The 21,841-nt window shown below is 42.3% G+C and carries 25 protein-coding genes and 1 rRNA gene; 10 read left to right on the top strand and 16 right to left on the bottom strand.

The features are described from left to right. From FTU19_RS16210 to ftsY, 5 genes are all read right to left on the bottom strand, one after another. Positions 1 to 70 (bottom strand): 16S ribosomal RNA (locus tag FTU19_RS16210); the annotation flags it as partial. Between the two features lie 476 nt (positions 71 to 546). Then, positions 547 to 1,212 (bottom strand): DUF2057 domain-containing protein, encoded by a 666-nt coding sequence (locus FTU19_RS09825; RefSeq protein WP_180130955.1) that lies wholly within the window; start codon positions 1,210 to 1,212, stop codon positions 547 to 549. Between the two features lie 195 nt (positions 1,213 to 1,407). Continuing rightward, a complete protein-coding gene (locus tag FTU19_RS09820; protein WP_180130952.1) occupies positions 1,408 to 2,001 on the bottom strand; it encodes a nitroreductase family protein in 594 nt (197 codons plus the stop codon). Positions 2,002 to 2,183: 182 nt separating this feature from the next. Beyond that, entirely contained in the window at positions 2,184 to 2,873 is a 690-nt protein-coding gene (locus FTU19_RS09815) for a nitroreductase family protein (protein WP_180130949.1), read from the bottom strand. A gap of 180 nt (positions 2,874 to 3,053) precedes the next feature. Beyond that, positions 3,054 to 4,157, bottom strand: a complete 1,104-nt coding sequence (gene ftsY, locus FTU19_RS09810; protein WP_034171087.1) for a signal recognition particle-docking protein FtsY — start codon at positions 4,155 to 4,157, stop codon at positions 3,054 to 3,056. A gap of 232 nt (positions 4,158 to 4,389) precedes the next feature. On the opposite strand from ftsY, the gene FTU19_RS09805 reads away from it, so the two are divergent. Beyond that, positions 4,390 to 5,730: a M16 family metallopeptidase gene (locus FTU19_RS09805; RefSeq protein ID WP_373684946.1), complete on the top strand. Its 1,341-nt coding sequence runs from the start codon at positions 4,390 to 4,392 to the stop codon at positions 5,728 to 5,730. Between the two features lie 11 nt (positions 5,731 to 5,741). After that, positions 5,742 to 7,319 carry a pitrilysin family protein gene (locus tag FTU19_RS09800; protein ID WP_180130944.1) on the top strand — a complete coding sequence of 526 codons (1,578 nt, stop codon included), beginning with the start codon at positions 5,742 to 5,744 and terminating at the stop codon, positions 7,317 to 7,319. Here FTU19_RS09800 and FTU19_RS09795 read toward each other — a convergent pair. Together FTU19_RS09795 and FTU19_RS09790 are read right to left on the bottom strand one after the other, a co-directional pair. Beyond that, positions 7,243 to 7,566, bottom strand: a complete 324-nt coding sequence (locus FTU19_RS09795) for a hypothetical protein (RefSeq protein ID WP_159124437.1) — start codon at positions 7,564 to 7,566, stop codon at positions 7,243 to 7,245. The genes FTU19_RS09800 and FTU19_RS09795 overlap by 77 nt on opposite strands. Positions 7,567 to 7,670: 104 nt before the next feature. After that, on the bottom strand, positions 7,671 to 8,033 hold the full coding sequence (locus FTU19_RS09790; RefSeq protein WP_081402667.1) for a hypothetical protein: 363 nt from the start codon (positions 8,031 to 8,033) through the stop codon (positions 7,671 to 7,673). Positions 8,034 to 8,253: 220 nt separating this feature from the next. On the opposite strand from FTU19_RS09790, the gene FTU19_RS09785 reads away from it, so the two are divergent. The 3 genes from FTU19_RS09785 to FTU19_RS09775 all read left to right on the top strand — a co-directional run bounded on the left by FTU19_RS09785 (position 8,254) and on the right by FTU19_RS09775 (position 9,550). Beyond that, positions 8,254 to 8,487 carry a hypothetical protein gene (locus FTU19_RS09785; RefSeq protein ID WP_034171084.1) on the top strand — a complete coding sequence of 78 codons (234 nt, stop codon included), beginning with the start codon at positions 8,254 to 8,256 and terminating at the stop codon, positions 8,485 to 8,487. 156 nt (positions 8,488 to 8,643) lie between these two features. Beyond that, positions 8,644 to 9,018 carry a DUF2750 domain-containing protein gene (locus tag FTU19_RS09780; RefSeq protein WP_180130941.1) on the top strand — a complete coding sequence of 125 codons (375 nt, stop codon included), beginning with the start codon at positions 8,644 to 8,646 and terminating at the stop codon, positions 9,016 to 9,018. 100 nt (positions 9,019 to 9,118) lie between these two features. Beyond that, positions 9,119 to 9,550, top strand: coding sequence for a CBS domain-containing protein (locus tag FTU19_RS09775; protein WP_125279146.1), 432 nt, complete (start codon positions 9,119 to 9,121; stop codon positions 9,548 to 9,550). A gap of 140 nt (positions 9,551 to 9,690) precedes the next feature. Here FTU19_RS09775 and trpB read toward each other — a convergent pair whose 3' ends face one another. From trpB to FTU19_RS09730, 9 genes are all read right to left on the bottom strand, one after another. Next, positions 9,691 to 10,896: a tryptophan synthase subunit beta gene (trpB, locus tag FTU19_RS09770; RefSeq protein WP_179992995.1), complete on the bottom strand. Its 1,206-nt coding sequence runs from the start codon at positions 10,894 to 10,896 to the stop codon at positions 9,691 to 9,693. A gap of 107 nt (positions 10,897 to 11,003) precedes the next feature. Beyond that, complete coding sequence (locus FTU19_RS09765) at positions 11,004 to 12,191, bottom strand: VWA domain-containing protein (RefSeq protein WP_159124439.1); 1,188 nt, start codon at positions 12,189 to 12,191, stop codon at positions 11,004 to 11,006. A gap of 13 nt (positions 12,192 to 12,204) precedes the next feature. Next, entirely contained in the window at positions 12,205 to 13,056 is an 852-nt protein-coding gene (locus tag FTU19_RS09760; RefSeq protein WP_180130938.1) for a MoxR family ATPase, read from the bottom strand. 21 nt (positions 13,057 to 13,077) lie between these two features. Continuing rightward, positions 13,078 to 13,461 carry a hypothetical protein gene (locus FTU19_RS09755; protein ID WP_180003755.1) on the bottom strand — a complete coding sequence of 128 codons (384 nt, stop codon included), beginning with the start codon at positions 13,459 to 13,461 and terminating at the stop codon, positions 13,078 to 13,080. A 21-nt stretch (positions 13,462 to 13,482) separates the two neighbouring features. Beyond that, positions 13,483 to 13,788 (bottom strand): YcgL domain-containing protein, encoded by a 306-nt coding sequence (locus FTU19_RS09750; RefSeq protein ID WP_004783715.1) that lies wholly within the window; start codon positions 13,786 to 13,788, stop codon positions 13,483 to 13,485. Positions 13,789 to 13,917: 129 nt separating this feature from the next. Further along, a complete protein-coding gene (locus FTU19_RS09745; RefSeq protein ID WP_179992997.1) occupies positions 13,918 to 15,060 on the bottom strand; it encodes an HRDC domain-containing protein in 1,143 nt (380 codons plus the stop codon). A 190-nt stretch (positions 15,061 to 15,250) separates the two neighbouring features. Then, the gene (gene recR / locus FTU19_RS09740; RefSeq protein ID WP_125279141.1) at positions 15,251 to 15,847 is read right to left on the bottom strand and encodes a recombination mediator RecR; all 597 of its coding nucleotides are present in this window, start codon (positions 15,845 to 15,847) and stop codon (positions 15,251 to 15,253) included. 13 nt (positions 15,848 to 15,860) lie between these two features. Continuing rightward, positions 15,861 to 16,190, bottom strand: coding sequence for a YbaB/EbfC family nucleoid-associated protein (locus tag FTU19_RS09735; RefSeq protein ID WP_004783723.1), 330 nt, complete (start codon positions 16,188 to 16,190; stop codon positions 15,861 to 15,863). A 28-nt stretch (positions 16,191 to 16,218) separates the two neighbouring features. Continuing rightward, positions 16,219 to 17,406, bottom strand: coding sequence for an O-succinylhomoserine sulfhydrylase (locus FTU19_RS09730; protein WP_180012914.1), 1,188 nt, complete (start codon positions 17,404 to 17,406; stop codon positions 16,219 to 16,221). 142 nt (positions 17,407 to 17,548) lie between these two features. Here FTU19_RS09730 and FTU19_RS09725 point away from each other — a divergent pair, with 142 nt between their 5' ends. The 5 genes from FTU19_RS09725 to FTU19_RS09705 all read left to right on the top strand — a co-directional run bounded on the left by FTU19_RS09725 (position 17,549) and on the right by FTU19_RS09705 (position 21,757). Next, positions 17,549 to 18,646, top strand: a complete 1,098-nt coding sequence (locus FTU19_RS09725) for an alpha/beta fold hydrolase (RefSeq protein WP_034171075.1) — start codon at positions 17,549 to 17,551, stop codon at positions 18,644 to 18,646. A gap of 55 nt (positions 18,647 to 18,701) precedes the next feature. Continuing rightward, positions 18,702 to 19,574, top strand: a complete 873-nt coding sequence (locus tag FTU19_RS09720; protein ID WP_166134859.1) for an NAD(P)-dependent oxidoreductase — start codon at positions 18,702 to 18,704, stop codon at positions 19,572 to 19,574. An 82-nt stretch (positions 19,575 to 19,656) separates the two neighbouring features. Continuing rightward, positions 19,657 to 19,923, top strand: a complete 267-nt coding sequence (locus tag FTU19_RS09715; protein ID WP_159124442.1) for a YARHG domain-containing protein — start codon at positions 19,657 to 19,659, stop codon at positions 19,921 to 19,923. A gap of 31 nt (positions 19,924 to 19,954) precedes the next feature. After that, positions 19,955 to 20,368: an HIT family protein gene (locus FTU19_RS09710; protein WP_159124443.1), complete on the top strand. Its 414-nt coding sequence runs from the start codon at positions 19,955 to 19,957 to the stop codon at positions 20,366 to 20,368. Positions 20,369 to 20,704: 336 nt separating this feature from the next. Further along, a complete protein-coding gene (locus tag FTU19_RS09705; protein WP_159124444.1) occupies positions 20,705 to 21,757 on the top strand; it encodes a porin in 1,053 nt (350 codons plus the stop codon). Positions 21,758 to 21,841 lie beyond the last annotated feature (84 nt).

The following is a 21,841-nucleotide window of genomic DNA, read 5'->3' as shown; positions in this document are numbered from 1 at the left end:
CCCGCTCGACTTGCATGTGTTAAGCCTGCCGCCAGCGTTCAATCTGAGCCATGATCAAACTCTTCAGTTAAAATCATTTCGAACTTTATAAGTAAAGTTCTTAAACTTGGCTCATCAATTTTCTGACAAATATTTCTCAAATAAACTTCGAGTAATTTCTACCATTCAATCAATGAAAATAATTTCGATCAATCAACCAGTAAAAATCCACACAAGTTGTTCTTCATAATCTCTTAATGATCTTACTTAAAACCTCGTCAGTTTTAAGCTCCAACCCAACCACTTAACGTTTCGTTTCATGCATTGCGTTGGTGTGCTGCGTATTCTATACAGTTTCCGAACCAGTGCAAGAGCTTTTCTTAAAAATATTCAAAAAAGCGCATTGTACGTTTATTTTTTAATCTGAATTGCTATTTTTAGCAGTTTTAATGCTTTTTTCCAGTCACTTTTGGCCTGAAATTTTAAGCAAATGTGAATTTCGACTGGTTTAGTTTTTATTAAAAGGGATCGTTGCATACGATCCCTTTTAATATTGAACAATAAATTTTAATTTGCCTGCTCGCCAAGCCAATTCATAAATTTTTGTCGTTCAGCTTTAGATGCCTGTTTCCACAACTGAATTAATTGCTGATCAAGCTGACCAACTGATACATTTTCCCGAACGTTTGCAGTAGCAACATTTGGTGTACTTGCAGTTTGAGTGTAGACCACTGCTGGCTGATTTGTTGGAGTTACAACTTTATTCGTTGTCAAATCCACAGATTTTCCTAAAATACTTTGCCCTAGTAATGGTTTCGCTGCATCTTTTGCTCCTACTTGCTGAACCAGAAGCTGATTTTTTGCATCATATAAACCAATAATTGGCTGATCTTTATATTTTTTCGCTTCATCAAAATTTTTAGGCGCGTTAATTAAAGCCAATTTATATGCTTCACCATCTTTAAGTTCTGGAGTTTTTACAGTTACTACGCCAGATTTTAAAATGTCATGAGAATTGTCATTGTGCTGGAAAAATTCAGTATAACGAACACTAATCGCATTCGTACCCGCATCCAGTTTATAAGTTTGATCTGAGCGTAATAGACCTGAACGTACTTCCTGATCATTCACTGCAATCATCTTGATTTCTTCAGGTACAATTAATGTCACGGCTGAAAAAACTGATGTGCTGCCCAATAATGCAACTACAGCTGCTGTGATACGTAAATCCATGTCTCTCACTCATTCCGGTTAATATATAAAATTTTCATTGAACTATGCCGTGTACAAATGACAATTCTATGACAAATGCTTTTCCTCTACAGCACTTTACTCAGCATTTATCAGACTATCTATCTTCTGATTTCTGCTATACCACACATAAAAAAAGAAGTACTTAACAGTACTTCTTTCTCATCTCTAAATCGATTATGCAAAGGTCTTAAATCGTTCTGCATCATCCACAAAGGTTTTTTCACCTGGAGGCGCTTCGATTGAACCAAATACCAATTGAGCACGAAGTTTCCAGTTCGATGGAATACTAAAAGTTTGCGCTACTTCTTCATCAATGATCGGATTGTAATGCTGTAGTGATGCGCCAATATTATGTTCAGCCAAAGCTGTCCAGGTTGCAAACTGCGCAATACCGCTAGCATGCTCTGACCAGATCGGGAAATTATCTGCATACAGCGCAAATTTTTCTTGCATTCCTTTAATGACATTCTGGTCTTCATAAAACAGTGCAGTTCCATAACCTGCCGCGAAACCATCTATTTTGCTATTGGTAGCCTCAAAAGCATCTGCTGACACCAGGTCGCGTAAAGTTTCACGCACAATATGCCAAAAAGTATCATGTGATTGACCAAACAAGATCACCACGCGTGAAGATTGCGAGTTAAAAGATGATGGACTATGTTTCACCGCCTCTTTAATGATGTGCTCAATTTCTGCCTGATCCAGGCTGACATTTTTCCCAATGGCATAAATACTACGGCGTTTTTTAATATGATCTAGGAATGCCATGATCTCACCTCGTTCTATTCTGATTATTTAAAACCGATAAGATCATCCTAAGCATTTTCACTGCCTAAAACAGTCTTATTTCGATAACAATGTGTTTTATTTATAGAACATTCTCAGAGATGTTAAGGTTGATCCTTTGTATCAGTCACCTTAGCACATACTAATTTCAAGAATCACAGGTCTTAGCTAAATACCTGGAAGCTGTCTGGGTTTACAGACTCAATTTTATCTTCTATTGCTTCTTCAATTGAACCGAAACAGAGCTGAGCACGTAGCAACCAGTTTTCATCAATCTTAAAATGCTCAGCTACAGGGTGATTGATCTGCGCATTATAATGTTGCAAAGAAGTACCTAGACCAGCATCTGCCAGCGCAGTCCACGCAGCAAACTGTACCATGCCAGAAGTCTGCTCTGACCACAGTGGAAAATCATCGGCACTAAATGGAATCTTTTTCTGTAATTGCTGAATGGCGCGCTGATCTTCATAGAATAAAATCGTGCCATAGGCATTTGCACATTGATCCAGCTTGATTCTAATCCCTTCATAGACCGATGCCGGCACATGCTGGCGTTGAATGTCTTTCACAATATTCCAGAATTGATGATGTGAATCGGCAAATAGCACGATAATGCGTGCACTTTGTGAATTATAGGCTGAAGGACAACTATGCACAGCTTCCTGAATCAGCTCGGTCAGATAAGCCTGACTGTAATGCACACGCTTACCTAGCTGATAGGTCCCACGGCACTTTTTTAATTTCTCAACAAAAGTGAATTCTAAATTTTTAACTGCTTTACTTTTTTTAGGAAATTTAAAATCCTTAGTCAGGTCAGTTGTTAATACCTGCCCAATTTTATTGAGTAATGCCATTTTCTACCCTCTACATATAGCCTGAACTTCAATCACCAGGAAAATCCCATACAATTATAATGGGTTTATTCAGGCAGGCAGGATTTGCTATTTTTTTATGCTGCTTTTTAGAGCATTCAAACTCCTTAAAAACAAAAAACTCCGCATTTAGCGGAGTTTATGTGACGCAAGTCGCATTAATTATTTTTCAGTTTCAAACAATGCAGCAACGAATGATTTTGCCGAGAATGGACGTAAGTCATCAATTTTCTCACCTACACCGATAAAGCGAATCGGTACATGGGTACGGCTGGCAATATTAAACAGCACACCACCTTTTGCAGTACCATCCAGCTTGGTAATGGTTAAACCCGTTAAACCTACTGCTTCATCAAACATTTCAACTTGATTAATGGCATTCTGTCCTGTACCGGCATCCACCACCAGCATCACTTCATGTGGCGCAGTCGCATCAATCTTCTGCATGACACGTTTAACCTTGGTCAATTCCTGCATCAGGTGACCTTTGTTATGCAAACGGCCTGCAGTATCTGCAATTAAAACATCCACACCTTTGGCACGTGCACTTTCGAAAGCATCAAAAATGACAGAAGCAGAGTCAGCACCATGACCTTGGGCTACGACGGCGATATTGTTGCGTTCACCCCAGATCTGTAACTGCTCAGTTGCAGCAGCACGGAAAGTATCACCCGCAGCCAGCATGACTTTTTTACCTTCGCCTTGCAGACGTTTTGCGAGCTTGCCAATGGTCGTGGTTTTACCTACACCATTTACACCCACGACCAGAATTACATATGGATTTTTGTTTGGATCGATATGCAGCGGTTTTACACGCGGAGCCAGCAGAGCGACCAGTTCTTCCTGAAGCGCTTTATACAGCGAGTGAGAATAAATCAGGTCACCGCGTGCAGTACGTTCAGTCAAATTGGCAATAATCGTTTTAGTCGCATCAACACCGATATCTGCAACCAAAAGCTGTTCTTCAACTTCTTCTAATAATTCATCGTCAATTTCTTTGCCACCAATCAGGATATTGACCATCCCATCGGCAAGATTTTTACGGGTTTTGGTTAAACCCTCTTTCATACGGCTAAAGAAACCGCCTTTTGTAGCAGGTTCTTCTTCCTGAGCTTCTGTCGCTACAGGTGCAGAAACCTCAGCAGTTGCGCTTGGTGTTTCTACAATTGGCACATTAACCGCAGGTAAACTCGGTAACGTGACATCATCATCTCCGATATCAGCATCAATCAAAAATTTGTTTTGCCCATTAGATTGCTGTTGCATGCCGAATCCTTGAAAAGCATTGCGTTAAAAAATTGAATTCTAGCATAACTTGCAGTGTTTTGAGCGGGCAATCCAATCCATGAATAAACAACCAAAAAATAACAGTGTTTGGTTGCTTTCAATACAAGATTTCTGAAAAATAATCCTAAATACAAATATCTATTCATTGGAAGACTTTGTGTCCCTATCTTTTTTTGCTATCTCCTCCTTATCCAGAATCATTAAACAACGGATTTCTCCAGCCGCTGTACTCCTCCTGAGTTTCGGTTTTAACCCCGTACATGCCGCAACCCAGAGTGAATTATCCCGCACCACCATCGAAACCTATTTAGGTAATGGCTTAAAAGTCATTATCCGGGAAGATCACCGCTCCCCGATGGTGATGACACAGATCTGGTATAAAGTCGGCAGTAGTGACGAGTCCGGTAATATTCTCGGCGTCTCTCATGCCTTGGAACACATGATGTTTAAAGGTACGAGCAAAGTTCCCAATGATGAATTTACCCGGTTAAGCCGGATTTATGGCGGCAGTATTAATGCCGCAACCTTTACCAATTACACGAACTATTATCAGCTTTATCCCAAAGCTTATTTTCCGATGGCGCTCGAACTCGAATCTGACCGCATGAACAACCTCTTGTTACGCCAGCAAGATTTTGATCCGGAAATTAAAGTGGTGATGGAAGAACGGCGTCAGCGTACTGATGATAATCCGCGTGCCCAAGCATTTGAACGATTTAGATGGATCAGCTATCCCACCAGTCACTATCGTCAGCCCGTGATTGGTCACATGAAAACGCTCAATAATATTCAGCTGAGTGATGTTAAAAAATGGTATCGAGACTGGTATAGCCCGAATAATGCCATTTTGGTCATCGTCGGGGATGTTGACGTTCAAGAAGCTCTCATTCGGGTACAGAAATATTTTGGCGATATTCCGGCGCGTCCCGCACCCTCACGTAATGACGTACTCGAATTCGAACGCTTAGGCTATCGTCATATGGAAATTGAGAGCAATGTCCAGGTGCCTAATCTGTATATGACCTGGAATGTGAAATCTCTAGCTACCGCCAAGAATCCTCAAGATGCCTACGCCCTAACCATTATTCGCAGCCTGCTGGATAGTGGGATTTCTTCTCGGTTGCAGGATCGTCTGGTTCGCGACCGCAAAGTGCTTACTTCTGTGAGTGTATCCTATGATCCTTATAACCGTGGAGATAGCCTGTTTGGTATTTCCGCACTCCCGGCTCCAGGCGTTAACCTGGCAGAAGCACAAACGGCCATCCAGAAAGAAATTGATTTACTAAAAACTGAAACTATTTCTGAGCATGAACTGGCACGGATCAGCACACGCTTTATTTCAAATCTGATTTATAGTCAGGACAGTCTGAGCGGACAGGCCAAAATGATTGGAAACCTTGAAGTAAACGGATTGAGTTACCGTCTGATGGATGAACTGCCTCAGCATTATGCCAGTGTCCGTGCAGAGGATATTCAGCGGGTTGCTAATGCCTATTTTGTCCGTGAAAATTTAAGTACGCTCTACCTTTTGCCTGAACAGAAAGCTCAATAATGGTTATTACAATGTCTAAAGTTCGCTCTCTTATCCTTTTAACCAGCTTAAGCCTCAGTTCAAGCCTTTGGGCAGAAAATTATTTAGATACCCAACCTGATCTGAATGATAATCCCAGTCAGCTACAAGCGATCCCTCTCCTGCAAAGTTTAAAAAATATTAATCAAAAGCAGGCATTCCAAGCACCTTTTATTCATGACTTGAACAATCGCTACAAAGTTCGTACCTTATTTGTTGAAACCCGTGATTTACCTATGGTCGATATTCAACTGACCTTTAATGCCGGATCAGCACGAGATCAGGAAATTGCTAAAGGTCTATTTGGTTTATCCAGCACAGCAGCCAAACTGATGCGTGAAGGAACAGATAAATATACGGCTGCACAGGTGGCTTCCGTCTTCGATGCCACGGGCGCACAATTTAGCGTACAGGCTTATCGCGATATGTTTGTCGTTCGCCTGCGAACTTTGTCAGATCCCAAGAAAATGGAACCTGCTTTGGCCATGATGATGGAAGTTCTCAAAAATGCCACATTCAAGCCTTCCAGCATTCAGCTGGCACTCAGCAATACTCAAGTAGGACAAAAACAGCTTCAGGAAAATCCAAGCAAACTGATGGATATCCGGTTTTATCGGGCATTGTATGGTCAGCATCCTTATGCCGAACCCATTACCGGCACCATTGGCAGTACCAAAAAAATTACGGCTGATTTACTGAAAAAATTCCGCGACCAGTTTCTGGTAGTACAAAACATGAATATTGCCATTACCGGCAAACTCAGTCCTAAACAGGCACTGGAACTTTCTGAACGAATTGCAGGCAATTTGCCTCAAGGACAGAAAGCTGTTGCATTAGCTGAACCTGAAGAAAAATCGGGTTTTGATATTGTGCATTTGCCTTATAACTCGTCTCAAGCGCATGTGACCTTCGGCCACTTAGGACCAAACCGTTTTACTAAAGATCGGCTTGCTCTGGAAGTAGCCAATCGCATGTTTGGTGGTAGCGGATTTAATGCAGTATTAATGCAGGAATTAAGGGTAAAACGCGGCTATACCTATGGTGCCTATAGTACATTCAGCTTTAGTCAGGCACCCGGTATATTTAGCTTCCGTTATTCCACTAGACAAGATCAATTGCTAGATAGCATTCAGGTCGCACATCAGGCTTTTATCAACTTTGTAAATCAGCCGATTGATACTAAGCGCCTAGAAGAAACCAAAGCCGGGATGTTAAGAGCATTTCCGAATAATTACAGCAGCAATGCCACGATCAATGCCCAGTTAGGCACGATGGGCTTTTATGCAGAGCAAGCCGACTATCTGTCACGCTATCCAGAACGTCTAGCCAAAATTACCGCAGCAGATGTGCAAAATGCCGTGCGCAAACATCTGCATCCAGAACGCTTGACACTGGTCGTGGTAAGCCAAGAACTAGATAAAGAAGCATTAAAACTACGATTGGAACAGAACCTGTTAGATCCTTCTACACCACTACCGAATACGATTCCAATACCTAAGGCATATCCACAGAAACCGGCGGAAGCTGACGAGCCCGTAGAGATTCCTGCTGATACGCCTGCATCAATTTAAGATATTGACCGCGATGGATGCGTTGCTGTTGCAGCAAAGTCTGAGCCATATCCTGGGTTTGGGGCAAGCTCTGCTGTTCTGCAAGTTGCAGAAGCAAATTAAATTGGGAAGTCGTCAGTGGACGATAAATGGCAAATGTGGCCAGGCATAAGATTAATGCCACAATGAAAATAACAACCGCATTATAAATCTGTTCAAGCTTAATTTTATTCAGAAAATCGCTTAATTTTTTGCTATCTATAGCCATACACTACCTCAAGTTGCAGCTAGTGTATGGCTGGGCCCCATGAAGTTCAAGTCAAAGATTGAATGACCAGTATAAATACACATCTCGATATGACTATAAATCGGTTAGGATTTCAACAATTCGTACACACTCCAGGCAATGACCATAGCCACCAGACCTAAAACCAGTAAAATTGCAAACTTGCTTAAGCCGGCTTCTGCTTCAGGTGGATGCAGTCGATCTTCATCTGCAATTCGGACCAATTCATCATTATAGTGACTATAAAACTCTGCACGCTGGGTTTCGTCCAGAGCGCGGGTAAAATCATAAACTTCTTTACGTTGAGCCAGACTGTAATCACCTAGATGGGTATATTTGTCATAAATTGCCTCATCCAGTTTTTTACGGTGTACATGCGCCAATTCTGTAATCTGACTGGCTGTTGGGGGCATATCAAAACTGAGCCCTTCAAGAGTTCTTTGCATCATGTTGTTCTCCTTTTCTTTTGTTCTATTGTTAAAATCTATACCAACCAAACTTCCAAGTGTGTATAGTTTGATCGTACAAACTATAAATTAAGTAAACAGGAAAGCTGATATAGTTGACTTTTCCATTATTCTGTAATATTAGTTTAATAATATTAAGTTATATTTGTATTTAGACTTAAAAGTCTATCCGAAATCATAATTAAAATTAAGGAGTTTTTATATTATGCAGAATATCTCTCAACATGATTTGGAACATCTGTATGCAGATGCAGTGAATACCATTCAATCGCAAATGAACTTTGTCGATGCAGTAAAACAATTAGAAGATGCAGCGCGCGCCGGTCACGGTAAAGCAGCTCTCTTTTTAGCTGAACTGTATTATCAGGGTTTTCGTGTAGAACGAGATTCACTCAAAGCACAATACTGGCAGAACATGGCCACCATGCAAGCCTGAAGAAACGTCACCTCGGTGACGTTTTTTTATGCCATTTTTTCGAAATACTGCAATTAAGACATAATTTATTACGATTGCTTGCAAAGCTGAAACAGTAATTTCACTGGAACTTTCTAGAATAGAGCTGAATTCTAATAGCACTTTATTTTAACGACAATGCGAAAAATTATTCAATACGACCCGATTTGTAAAAACTTTCTTTTGAGGCTGACCATCCTCAAATCTATGATGTATTGCGGCGTTTTGTGGGGCGTCTATCATCAGGGTTGGGCGATGATGCGCGATCAGGAAGATTATATTTTTCCATTCTGGCTTAATTCTCTGGATGCCAAAAATTATGCCAAGGAACATTGGCCAGGTTATGTACCCCGTAGAATTAACCCGGAAGATTTCGAAAACAACTTATTACCTACACTGTCCCGACTAGCCGTGACACCTACTTTATGTAGCGGCAATAGCACTAAACTAAAATTATCCATTCCACAGATGCGTCACCTGTTTTTTTCACAACAAAGACTGCACTTTGCCTAAAAACATGTTATTTATAAAGACATAAAATAGAGACCTAGAGATGTTCAGCTGGATACATACTCTAGAACTAATAATAATTAGATAAAAAGGACTCAATAGAATGACCAACGTAGCACAAGTGCTCGGTGATAAAGTACATCAGGCAGTTTATACCATCCGTCCAGACTCTACAGTTTTAGAAGCAATTAGCCTGATGGCAGAAAAAGGAATCGGGGCGCTGGTCGTTACCCACGAAGATAGTGTGGTCGGCATTTTGTCAGAGCGTGATTACACCCGTAAAATCGCATTGATGCAAAGAACCTCTTTTGATACCACGGTCAATGAAATTATGACACCTAAAGTCATAACCGTGACTTCTGCAACTTCTGTTGAAGACTGCTTAGCATTAATGACTGACCGCCATTTACGCCACTTACCTGTAGTTGAAAATGACAAACTGATTGGCCTGATTTCGATTGGTGACTTGGTCAAAGCTGCAATGGAAGATCAACGTAAGCTGATTGATCAGTTACAACAATATATTTCAGGCTAAAATTCTTTCTTAGTTGAATACGTAAATTAAGACTCAAACTCAAAATGTCATTACAAACAAATGACAATGTCATATCAAAACCAGATTAGATATAAAAAATCCCAGCCTTAAGACTGGGATTTTTTGATTATTAGATCAAATTAAAGACCGAGTTTCTCTGCGACATAGTCAGAGTCTTTATCACCACGACCTGAAAGATTCACTACAATCTTAGTCTCTTTAGGCAGTTTACCCGCTTCACGAATTGCCCAAGCCACTGCATGTGAACTTTCTAATGCTGGCACAATTCCCTCAACGCGTGACAGGGTCATAAAGGCATCCAGACACTCCTGATCTGTCGCCGTAGTGTATTCCACACGACCTAGATCTTTCAGCAGGCTGTGCTGTGGCCCTACGCCTGGATAATCCAGGCCAGAAGCAATCGAATGCACAGGTAAAGGCTCACCCTGCTCATCTTCGAGTACATAACAGGCCATACCATGCAACTGGCTTGGTTTACCCAAAGTCAGCGTTGCGGAATGCTTATCAGTATTTAAGCCATGACCTGCAGGCTCTACCCCCACCAGTTTCACTTCTGGATCATTCAGGAATGCCGTGAATGCCCCCATGGCATTTGAACCACCACCCACACATGCCACCACAAAGTCTGGGTTTGCACCGAAGCGTTCATTGGTTTGAACCTTGATTTCATCGCCAATAATGGACTGGAAATCACGCACCATCATTGGGAATGGATGCGGTCCTACCACCGAACCAATCGCATAGATATAGTTTTTCGGATCTTTCAAGTATTCTTCAAAAGCACTGTCGACTGCATCTTTAAGGGTCGCAGTACCACGCGTCACAGAAATCAGCTTAGCACCCAAGATTTTCATCTTTACGACGTTTGGATGTTCTTTTTCGATATCCACCTGGCCCATATGAATTTCACATGGAATACCCACCAAAGCACATGCAGTAGCCAATGCTACACCATGCTGACCTGCACCGGTTTCTGCAATGACTTTGGTTTTACCCATATATTTCGCCAGCAGTGCTTCACCCAGGCAGTGATTGATTTTATGTGCACCGGTATGATTCAGGTCTTCACGTTTTAAATAGATCTGTGCTCCACCTAACTGGTCAGAAAGGCGTTTAGCATGAAACAAAGGGCTAGGACGGCCGACATAGTTAGCAAACAGGTCTTTTAATTCATTTTGAAATTCTTCAGTTTGACGGATTTCCTGATAGGCAACATTGATGTCATCCATGGCCTGTTTTAGATCCGGTGGAATGAACTGACCGCCATATTGACCAAAGAAACCCTCTTCATTGGGCAACGCAATACCATTAATTTGATGAGCCATAATAATTCCTGAATATTGGAATAAGGTATAACAAGTGACTTTATACTAGAATAATTCGTTTTAAAGCACTAATAACTATAGATAAAGTCACTTATAGATAAATGGAATCAACGCGCCAGATATTTGGTCATATCCTCAATACCTTTTAAGGTCATTGGAAACATATGATCTTCAAAGATTTGCTTAATCAGGCCAATAGTATGCGTGTAATGCCAGTATTTTTCTTCTTCAGGATTGAGCCAAGCGGTTTTATCAAAATGCTGACGCAGACGCTGTAACCAGACCTGTCCTGCCTCATCATTCATATATTCGACCGAACCACCGACGGAGTTCAACTCATAGGGTGCCATGCTGGCATCACCCACTACAATCACCCGGTAATCCCGTCCATAGGTATTGAACAGATCCCAGGTATTCATGCGCGAGCTGGAACGACGGACATTATCTTTCCAGACATAGTCGTATAGACAATTATGGAAATAGAAATATTCCAGAGTCTTAAATTCGGTCTTAGCGGCGCTAAACAGTTTTTCACACTGAGCGATATGCGCATCCATTGATCCACCGATATCAAACAGCATTAGTACTTTAATACGGTTACGACGCTCCGGCACCAATTGCACATCCAGAATCCCCTGTTTGGCGGTTTCACGAATAGTACTATCAATGTCCAGTTCTTCAGCCGCACCCTGACGAGCGAACTTACGCAAACGGCGCAGTGCCATCTGCATCTGACGACTACCAAGAATCTGATCATCATCCAGATTACGGTATTGACGCTGTTCCCAGACTTTGACGGCGGAACGTTTACGCCCCGGCCCGCCAATGCGCACACCTTCAGGATGATCACCATAGGCACCAAATGGCGATGTGCCACCAGTACCAATCATCTTATTCCCGCCCTGATGTTTTTTATGCTGTTCGCGCAAGCGTTCTTCCAGCATTTTCATCAGTTCTTCCAGCGATCCGGCTTTTTTCAGTTCTTCACGCTGTTCAGGGGTTAAGTGCTTTTCCAGAAGTTCCAGATCAAACCAGTCTTTGGGTAGTTTATGCACCTGATTCAGCAGTTCATCCAGATCAAAAGTCGCGATACCATCAAAGTAATCTTTCATGGCGCGATCGAACTTGTCGAAGTAGCGCTCATCTTTGACCATCACAGTTTTAGCAAGCTGATAGAACTCGCCCTGATCAGCAAAAACCACGCCTGCCGCCACCGCTTGATTCAGATCAATCAGCTCACGGGTGGAAACTGGTACGCCATATTTTCTGAGGGTATAAAACAATCGCACAAACATGCGTGTTTCTCCCTTAGCGACGCGACATAAAGGCTAGACGTTCAAGCAGTTGTACATCCTGCTCATTTTTGATCAGCGCGCCGTACAAAGGCGGAATCGCTTTGGACTTGTCGGTATTTCTTAAAATGTCTTCCGGCATATCATCTGCCATGAGTAGGCTTAGCCAGTCGATCAGTTCTGAAGTTGAAGGTGGTTTTTTCAAGCCTGGAATCTGACGTAACTTGAAGAAGACTTGCAGAGCTTCATTCACCAGCGTTACTGAAATATTCTCAAAATGCACATCGATAATTTCACGCATGGTCGCTTCATCCGGAAACTCGATATAGTGGAAGAAACAACGGCGCAAGAAGGCATCTGGAAGTTCTTTCTCATTATTTGAAGTGATGATGACAATCGGACGCTGGGTAGCAGTAATGGTTTCACCCGTTTCATAAACGAAGAAAGACATCTTGTCGAGTTCATGCAGCAAGTCATTTGGGAACTCGATGTCTGCTTTATCGATCTCATCAATCAGCAATACACAGCGTTCTTCACTGGTAAATGCTTCCCAGAGTTTACCCGGCTTGATGTAGTTCTTGATGTCATAAACGCGATCATCACCTAACTGACTATCACGTAAGCGTGATACCGCATCATATTCATACAGGCCCTGCTGTGCCTTGGTCGTTGATTTGATATGCCAGGTAATCAGCTTCAGTCCAAGGCTTTGTGCCACCTGTTCAGCCAACAAGGTTTTACCTGTACCCGGCTCACCTTTAACCAGCAAGGGTTTTTGCAAACTACGCGCAGCTTTCACAGCCAGTTTTAAACTGTCAGTGGCAATGTACTGATCCGTACCTGAGAATTGTTGAATATCAGCAGACATGATTGAACCTTATTTTTCTATTTACAGCGGTGAACTTTTCTTGTTTGACCCAAGACCCGTTTTACTGGATGCATAGGTCGACCAGCAATAGCCAATCACAGACCCGATACCAATGACAAATAAAATAAGTGACGCATTAATCCAAACGAGTTCATATTCCTTGGTCAGAATACCAAACAGCAGCCCGAAAATAGCAGGTGCAACTGAAGCATTACTGCCTTCAGAAACGGTTGGGGTTAATAGCACGGCAAAGGCTAACAACCATAAAAAACCGCCCATTGCCTTTGGCATGCGCTTGGTCACGCCATACCAGCAGGCTAACGCAATCAGACTGCCCAGCAGATACACTGCAAACGCAATACTCTGGTCAGGAATTGAGTCCAATACAGCTACAAAACCATTCATTTCACAACTCCTGAACTGAGCTTAAGCCCCACGAAGACCTTCTGGCGCTGGCGCATTCGGGTTAATCAAACCTTCTGGTGGCATTTGCAGGAAGAAACCACGAGTAGAAATTGAATCCATCACATGTAAAACATTGGCACGTGCCAGTTTACGCGATTCACTCAATTCAAGATGCATGACAAAAGTCGCACGACCAAAAGCAACACGTACCGGTTCAGCCAATACCTCTAGTGGTTCAAATGTTTCGGCTTCGTTCTCATCTGCAGGACGCGCCACATAAAGATACATTTCATCTTTTTTGCTAGATTTGTAGATAGACACTTGCATGTTTCAAACGACTTTTCTGAAAAAACAATCGCAAGGATACATCAAAAAAACGACAGAAACATTAGCCGCCTCCAATGCATCAGTCGTGATTTTGTATAATTGCTTTATCTTTAATCAATCCAGTAAAAATCACTCAACCACTTTCATCTGGGTCGACAGATAAGACTCATCCTGATGCAATACCTTAATTAGCGGCAGAGTTAATAACTCATAGCGCCAACCGAGCAAGTAGTTTGGCAGATCCTGTTCATCCTTATGACATACTACATGCTGATATAAGGCATTCAGCCATTTCTTGCGCATCAGCACTTCTTTCGGTACGGAGATTTCATTGGATATATTCTGGATCATTGTTTCAACCTTCTCGCCAATCTCTCTGGATGAATGGCGGATTGGGCGTGCCAGACGTAATGGCCAGTCGGCTTGGTCAGGCAGGAATTTCAACAGATCCAAAATGGTCTTGCCATGTTCACGGACAATATTCGCCCGGATGTCTTTCATCTGACTGAGCTGGAAATTATTGCGCGGGAATTTCTCTACCAGATCAATCATGGTCGAGTTTTTCAGAATAAAACTACGCGGCTGATTCAACGCCTTGGCAATCTGCTCACGCCATACAGCCAGTTGTTGCAACTGCATTAATTGACGGCGTGAATGACGATAATTACCGACATCCTGATAAAGTAAGGCAGTCGGTGTTTCTTCACCAATTTCATGGGTCAGAAAACGGCAATCCTCAAGAGCGAAATCGAGCAGATATTTGCTTTCCAGATCCTGTTTGACCTTATCCGACAGTTGCACCAGATAATGCACATCATTGGCTGCATACAGTAACTGCTCAGAGCTTAAAGGCCGTGCCAGCCAGTTAGAGCGGGTCTGATCTTTTTCAATATCGACATCCAGCATCTGTTTCAAGGCATTCTGATAGCTGACCTGCAAACCATGTCCGAGGAATGACATGCCGACCTGTGTATCAAAGACATTACTCAGGGCTTTTTTCTGGGTGTAGTGATAAATCAGGTCAATATCTTCACTACAGGCATGGAAAATATTCTGTTGAGCATTAAAAATCTTGTTCAGAAATTCACTCAGATCCAGTGTTGTTCCATCCAGCAGGTAGACCTTGTTATTGACATTGATTTGAAAAACACCAAGTTTTGGCCACAAGGTGTCTACCTTAATGAATTCTGTATCCAAGCCATAGACTGGATTTTGATCCATAAGGTTCAGGACATGATTTAAGTCGTGCTGATGTTGAATAAATTGAAACATAAAGACTGAGTCTAAAATTAGATGCTCGATGAAGCTATATTACCCGATATATAGAATTTTTATATAAAAATGTGACAACCAAATCACACTTTTTGTTCCATATTTTTCGAATATAGCTTATCTAGTAAACATTTTATATTTTTACTAATATATTTTTTATATTATATATTAAGAGAATATAATTAATATTTCACTTAATTCGCATCCGGTTATGCACTGCCTGACTCAACGTATGACTATCGACATACTCCAGTTCTCCGCCTTGAGGCACCCCTTGAGCGATACGCGTCATTTGCACAGGTAAATGTTTACTGGCTTCAACCAGATAATGTGCAGTTGCCTGTCCTTCGACAGTCGCATTGGTGGCCAGAATCACTTCCTTGATCTGTCCTTGACTTAAGCGTTGCAGTAAATAGGGAATACCGATTTCTTCAGGCCCGATTCCATCTAGAGGTGACAGATGGCCGCCCAGAACATGATATTTACCGCGGAAACTGCCGCTTTGTTCAATTGCCATGACATCTGCCGGTGATTCCACGACACAAAGCAGTTCATCATCACGCTCAAGTGAGGTACAGATATTACAGACTTCATCTTCTGTCAATGAATGGCAGATTGAGCATTCATGAATGTGATCGGTTGCTTCAGTCAAGGCATGTGCCAGACCGATCGCCCCTTCACGATTTTTCATGATTAAATGCAAAGCCATACGCTGGGCCGATTTCGGCCCAACGCTTGGCAAAATGCGTAATGCTTGAACCAGTTGATCAAAACGATCACTAAACATTGCGCATACTTCCTTAGAATAAACCAGCCAGACCAGGTGGTAAGCCCATACCTGAGTTTGCAGATTTCATTTTCTCTTCAGAGATCACTTCTGCTTGACGCGCTGCATCATTCATCGCTGCTGCAATCAGATCTTCGATCATATCTGGATCGTCCTGTAACAGTTCAGGATTGATTTCGATACGTTTCACCACATTGCGGCAAGTCATGGTAACTTTCACCAGACCGCCACCAGCCTCAGCATGCACTTCAGTTTGCGCAAGCTCTTCTTTGGCTTTTTTCATGTTGTTTTCGACTTCTTTTTGCATGCGCTGTGCTTGCTGCATCAACATATTAATGTTCATAAAGATCTCCGAACATATATTTATAAAATTAGATTAGATCTAAACCGCGTGTAATGTCGCGAATAATATCATCAATCTCTTCCAAACCAACAGAAACGCGAATTAAACCTTCACGAATACCCGCTGCTGCTTTGGCTTCTGGAGACAATTTGCCATGTGTGGTTGTTGCTGGATGAGTAATCGTTGATTTCACATCACCTAAGTTACCAGTGATTGAAATGAACTGGGTATTGTCAATTACTTTCCAGGCACCTTCACGACCGCCTTTCACTTCGAAAGATACGATACCACCGAAACCGGTTTGTTGTTTTGCAGCCAGTTCATGACCGATATGCTCAGGCAAACCTGCATAGTAAACTTTTTCTACTTTCGGATGTGCATTTAAGAATTCTGCCAGTTTTTGTGCATTGGCAGAATGTTCACGCATACGTAAACGTAAAGTTTCTAGACCTTTCAGGAATACCCAGGCATTAAACGGGCTCATAGAAGGACCAGTGGTACGTACATAACCGAAGATTTCTTCAAGCAGTTTGTGGTTACCTACTACAGCGCCACCGAGTGCACGGCCTTGGCCATCCAGATATTTAGTCGCAGAATATACGACTAAGTCTGCACCAAATTTGAGTGGTTGTTGTAACACTGGTGTACAGAAGCTGTTGTCAATCGCGAGCAATGCATCATTGGCATGTGCAATATCTGCCAAAGCCTGAATATCTGCCACTTCAGCCAATGGGTTTGACGGAGATTCAACAAAGAGTAATTTGGTTTCTGGCTTGATGGCATTTTTCCATGCATCCAGATCAGTCAAGTCGACAAACTCAACTGCGACACCAAATTTAGCCACGTATTTTTCAAATAAAGAAACTGTTGAACCAAATACGGCGCGTGAACAGATGACATGATCGCCTGCTTTCAGGTAAGCCATTGCTACTGCCATAATCGCAGCCATACCAGAGCTGGTCGCAACAGCGCGTTCTGCGCCTTCTAAGGCAGCCAGACGCTTTTCAAACATGGCAACAGTTGGATTAGTAAAGCGAGAGTAAATATTACCCGGCTCCTGGCCTGAAAATTTCGCTGCGGCTTCAGCCGCATTTTCATAAACAAATGACGATGTTAGAAAAATCGGTTCACCATGCTCACCCTCGAAGCTGCGGGTGTGACCGGTACGGATGGCTAAAGTTTCTAATTGATAGTTAAAATCGTCTTGCTGGCTCATCACTTTACTTCAGCCCAAAGGCTGCCTTTTGTAAAAAATTGCCAACATTTTGAGCGTCTAAGCTATTTCAGGTCAAGGCATAATAAGCAATTATTGCTTAGACTTCGACCAATTCTCCTTTGTATACGGATAAATTATTTACATGATTCAGTTAAAACAAAATATTCAACGTCAGAAGAAAAAATTAAAACACCTGAATGCACGGTTATTTAACTCGTCTTCCCTGATTCTTTCGCAAAAAACGCCCTTTGAATATATTGCTGCGACTGAGTTCTGCAAAATTCGCTATTATGCAGCGCCTGAAAAAAAGTACCGTGAGCCGTTAGTCTTTGTTGCCCCTCTTGCGATTAATATGGATATTTATGATCTGTATCCTTACCGTTCACTAGTCAAGCATTTTCAGCATAGCGGTTTTGATGTCTATTTAGTGGAATGGAAACGTTTCCGTTATAAACACCGTCACTTGAATTTCCTGTCTTTTATCGACGGCGCGATTCCTCAGGCTATTGAACGAATCTGCTCGCATTCAGGCAGTCAGTTTATTTCCTTGCATGGCTGGAGTATGGCTGGAATTTTTGTCACGCTTTATACTGCGCTACATTCCCCTGAACATGTTAAAAACCTGATTGTACTGGGTAGCCCGATTGACAGTTATGCATCCGGTCGCGTTGGCAAGCTTTTTAGCACCACCAACAAGCTCATTTCCAAAAATAAAACCCTGCAACAGGCGATTCACCAAGGATTGATTCCTAAGGAATATATTCATTCGCCCGGCATCATCAATGCATTGGGATTTAAGCTCCTTGATCCGATTGGCTGGTTTAAAAGCCAGAAGCAGTTTTTGATGAACCTGGAAAATGTTGAAGATGTCTATGAACATGCCACCATGGGCAATTTTTTGAACAAGATGATTGATTATCCGGGTGGAATCAATCAGGACATGGTGCTGCACTTATGGCTGCAAAATCCTTTAAAAAATGGCTCAATGACTTTAAACGGCCGAACGATTGACCTAAAAAATATTAACTGTTCCTTACTGGTCGGGGCTGGGAAAACCGATCAGATTGTTACAGAACAGTCAGCTAAACCTTTGATGGAATTGACAAGTAGTACCGATAAGACGTTTACTCTTATCCCGGGTGGTCATCTTGGACTGATGTCCAATCAGAAAACAGCCAATACATTCTGGCCGAAACTGACCACCTGGCTGGCACAACGCTCAACCCGGATAGATGCTTAATTCCGGAAGAGCCGGCAATTTTCAGGTATTTATTATTTTATTCAGAGGGTATGACATGATTCAGTCAGTGGCATTTATTGGTTTAGGCGCAATGGGTTATCGCATGGCAGCGCATTTACCCAAGCATTTTGAGACAGTTTATGTCTGGAACCGTACTTTTGCCAAGGCTGAAGAACATGCTGCTGAATATGGCACCCAAGCTGTCGCTTTAGAACAGGCAGTTCAGGCAGATATTATTTTTTCCTGCCTGCCGACCAGTGCCGATGTTGAAGCATTAGTCCAAGGCCTCAGCCTTAAAGCTGGCAGTATCTGGGTAGACTGTACCAGCGGTGTTCCTGACGCTGCCCGACGCTTAGAAGAAGCACTGGCTGAACAGGGTGTGATTTTCCTGGATGCGCCTGTGAGTGGCCAGACCATTGGTGCGGAAAATGGCACATTGACTGTGATGGTCGGCGGTAATGCGGAAGGCTTTGAAAAAGCCCTGCCAGCGATGCAGGCGTTTGGCAAATTGATCAAGCATGTGGGGACATCAGGTGCCGGCTTTGCGGTAAAAGCGGTAAATAATATGTTACTGGCTGTAAACCTGTGTGCAGCAGCAGAAGGCTTTACCACGCTGAAAGCGCACGGCGTTGACCTGAATGAAGCGCTGGATTGTATCAATGCATCAAGCGGTAAAAGCAATGTGACTGAAACCGTTTTACCACAGCGTGTTTTGAACCGTAGCTTCCCTGTTACCTTTGCCCTGCCTCTTTTAGCCAAAGATACAGGCATTGCACTTGATCTTGCGCGCGATGCCAAACTGGCAGTACCACTTCTCGCTTTAGGTCAAAGTCTGGTGCAAGCTGCTAGCAATCTGTCGGATAAAAATAGTGACTTTTCCAGTGCTGTAAAAATGTATGAATCATGGAGTAATATTACCATTGAGTAATATCTCGCCATTGAATAATAATAAACAAACCTAATATTGTGACTATAGACTAGCCACATGCAGTGATACTGAGGAAACTCTTATGAATAAGTTATTTGTTGCAGCACTCGTCGGTTCTGCAACTTTGTTTGGGGCTTCAACATCGGTTCTTGCATCTGAACAGGAATGCAAAAAATTGAAAAATGACCATGATGTCATTTATGCATCAAAAGGTTTCTGTTTCAAGGATCCTGAAGCAAAAGCAAAGTTTAATGACAATTGCTACACAACCAAGCCAAAATTTTCAGAAAAAGAGCAGCAACGTCTTGACGCGATCAAAGAACGTCAGAAAGAATTGAACTGTAAATAATACAATTCAATTCTGCTCAAGGAATGCACTTATGACTTACGATGACCAAAATATTTTTGCACGAATTCTGCGTGGTGAACTTCCAGCAATTAAAGTGTATGAAGATGACCGAGTTCTTGCATTTATGGACATCATGCCACAGGCCGATGGTCATACTCTGGTCATTCCTAAAACTCCAGCAATTACCTTGCTTGACCTGGATCCTGAAGTTGCAGCCTATACCATTCAGGTGGTGCAAAAAATTGCCAAAGCGATTGAAAAAGGTTTAGGTGTAGATGGCATTGTACTCATGCAGCTCTCTGGCGCTGCGGCGGGTCAGACTGTTCCGCATGTTCATTTCCATCTGGTACCTACCTCTTTGCACAATCTCGGCAAACATGCTGCACAAATGGGTGATCAGGAAAAAATCAAACAACTGGCAGAGAAAATTAAAGCTGCTCTTTAATTCATTCTTCGTCCTTAAAAATGGAGCTTCGGCTCCATTTTTTATGCCTTATTTTTCATTTTTTATCACCATTCATAAATACAGTATTCCTCTTAAATGACTTTATTAAAACCGCATTACTCATCTACTGGATCAGCGTTAACTAAAGCAAAAAAATCCTGCACAGAATCTTAAAAATTAAAATTGCTCCCTTTTTAGATTTCATAGATCTGCAATATTTCCTTAACCATACTGACTTATTCATCCTCAATACTGAGCACCAATACAGGATGGTAGCCAAGACCGAGCTACTGCATACACCTCAAAAGACCTAAAAAAGTCTGATTGGAGCTTTATATGAAAAAATCACTTTGCATTTTCGCAATTGGGGCAAGCGTTTTTACACCGCTCATGGCAGTCGCTGCTGATGTTAAAGTCTATGGCCGTGCACATGTGTCTTTAGATTATCTAGATGATGGCCAGGATTATAATGAAATTGGAATTTCCTCCAATGCATCACGCCTTGGATTTAAAGCTGAACAAACACTTGAAAATGGCATGACCGTATTTGGCCAGATTGAGCAGGAAATTAACTTTGCCAGTGGCTCTGCAAATGATGATGTCGAGTTTGCTACTCGTGATACCTTTGTCGGTTTAAAAGGTGAGTTCGGTCAGGCACGGATCGGCCGTTTCGACAGCCCATTTAAAGTGGCGCGCAGTCCAGTTAACTTCTTTGGAGATATGGTCGGCGATGTACGTAATGTGACCCGAGTAGGGAATCTGCGTTTTGATGAACGTAATGCCAATAGCATTGAATATAAATCACCAAAATTCGGCAATGGATTTAATGTTCTGGGTGCACTTTCCCTACATGAAGCCAACAGCCCGGATGCATCTAAGGATGGTGAAAAAGATAAAGATAAGGCTTATGACCTTGCCCTTACCTACCAAAAAGATAAAGTTGATTTTGCAGCGGCATATGAACATTATGAAGAAGAAGCCAGTCGTGGTGAACGTGATGGTTTCCGGATTGCAGGTGCCTACAAAATCACGCCAGACTTGAAACTCGGTGGTCTGTATCAGTTCCTTCAGCATGACAATACCGAAGTCAATCCTGATGCTCAGGTCTTTGGCATCGCGGGTGAATATAAATTAGCAGCCAAAACCTCATTGCGTGGACAGGTCTTTCACCGTGATGTAGATGCCGATGATGCCAATGCTACTTTACTGGCGATTGGAATTGAACATCGTCTTGACCCAGCAGTCCGCATCTACAGCAATCTGGCCAGTGTATTAAATGATGAAAACTCAAATCTGACACCTTGGGCACAAGGCCGTAGCAATGCAGTGGCTGGCGCACGTGGTGAAGACAGCTTCGGACTATCGGTCGGTATGCGTTACGACTTCTGAAGCCCTCCCCAATTCCATATTAGAAAAGAGCCTGCCTGATGCGGGTTCTTTTTTATTTTTTAATTAATCCCGACTATTTTAATT

Source organism: Acinetobacter sp. YH12072, assembly GCF_013419565.1.
In the GTDB taxonomy this organism is placed as follows: Bacteria; Pseudomonadota; Gammaproteobacteria; order Pseudomonadales; family Moraxellaceae; genus Acinetobacter.
Note: the sequence above shows the minus strand (reverse complement) of the source record. Positions and strands in the feature narration are given on the sequence as shown.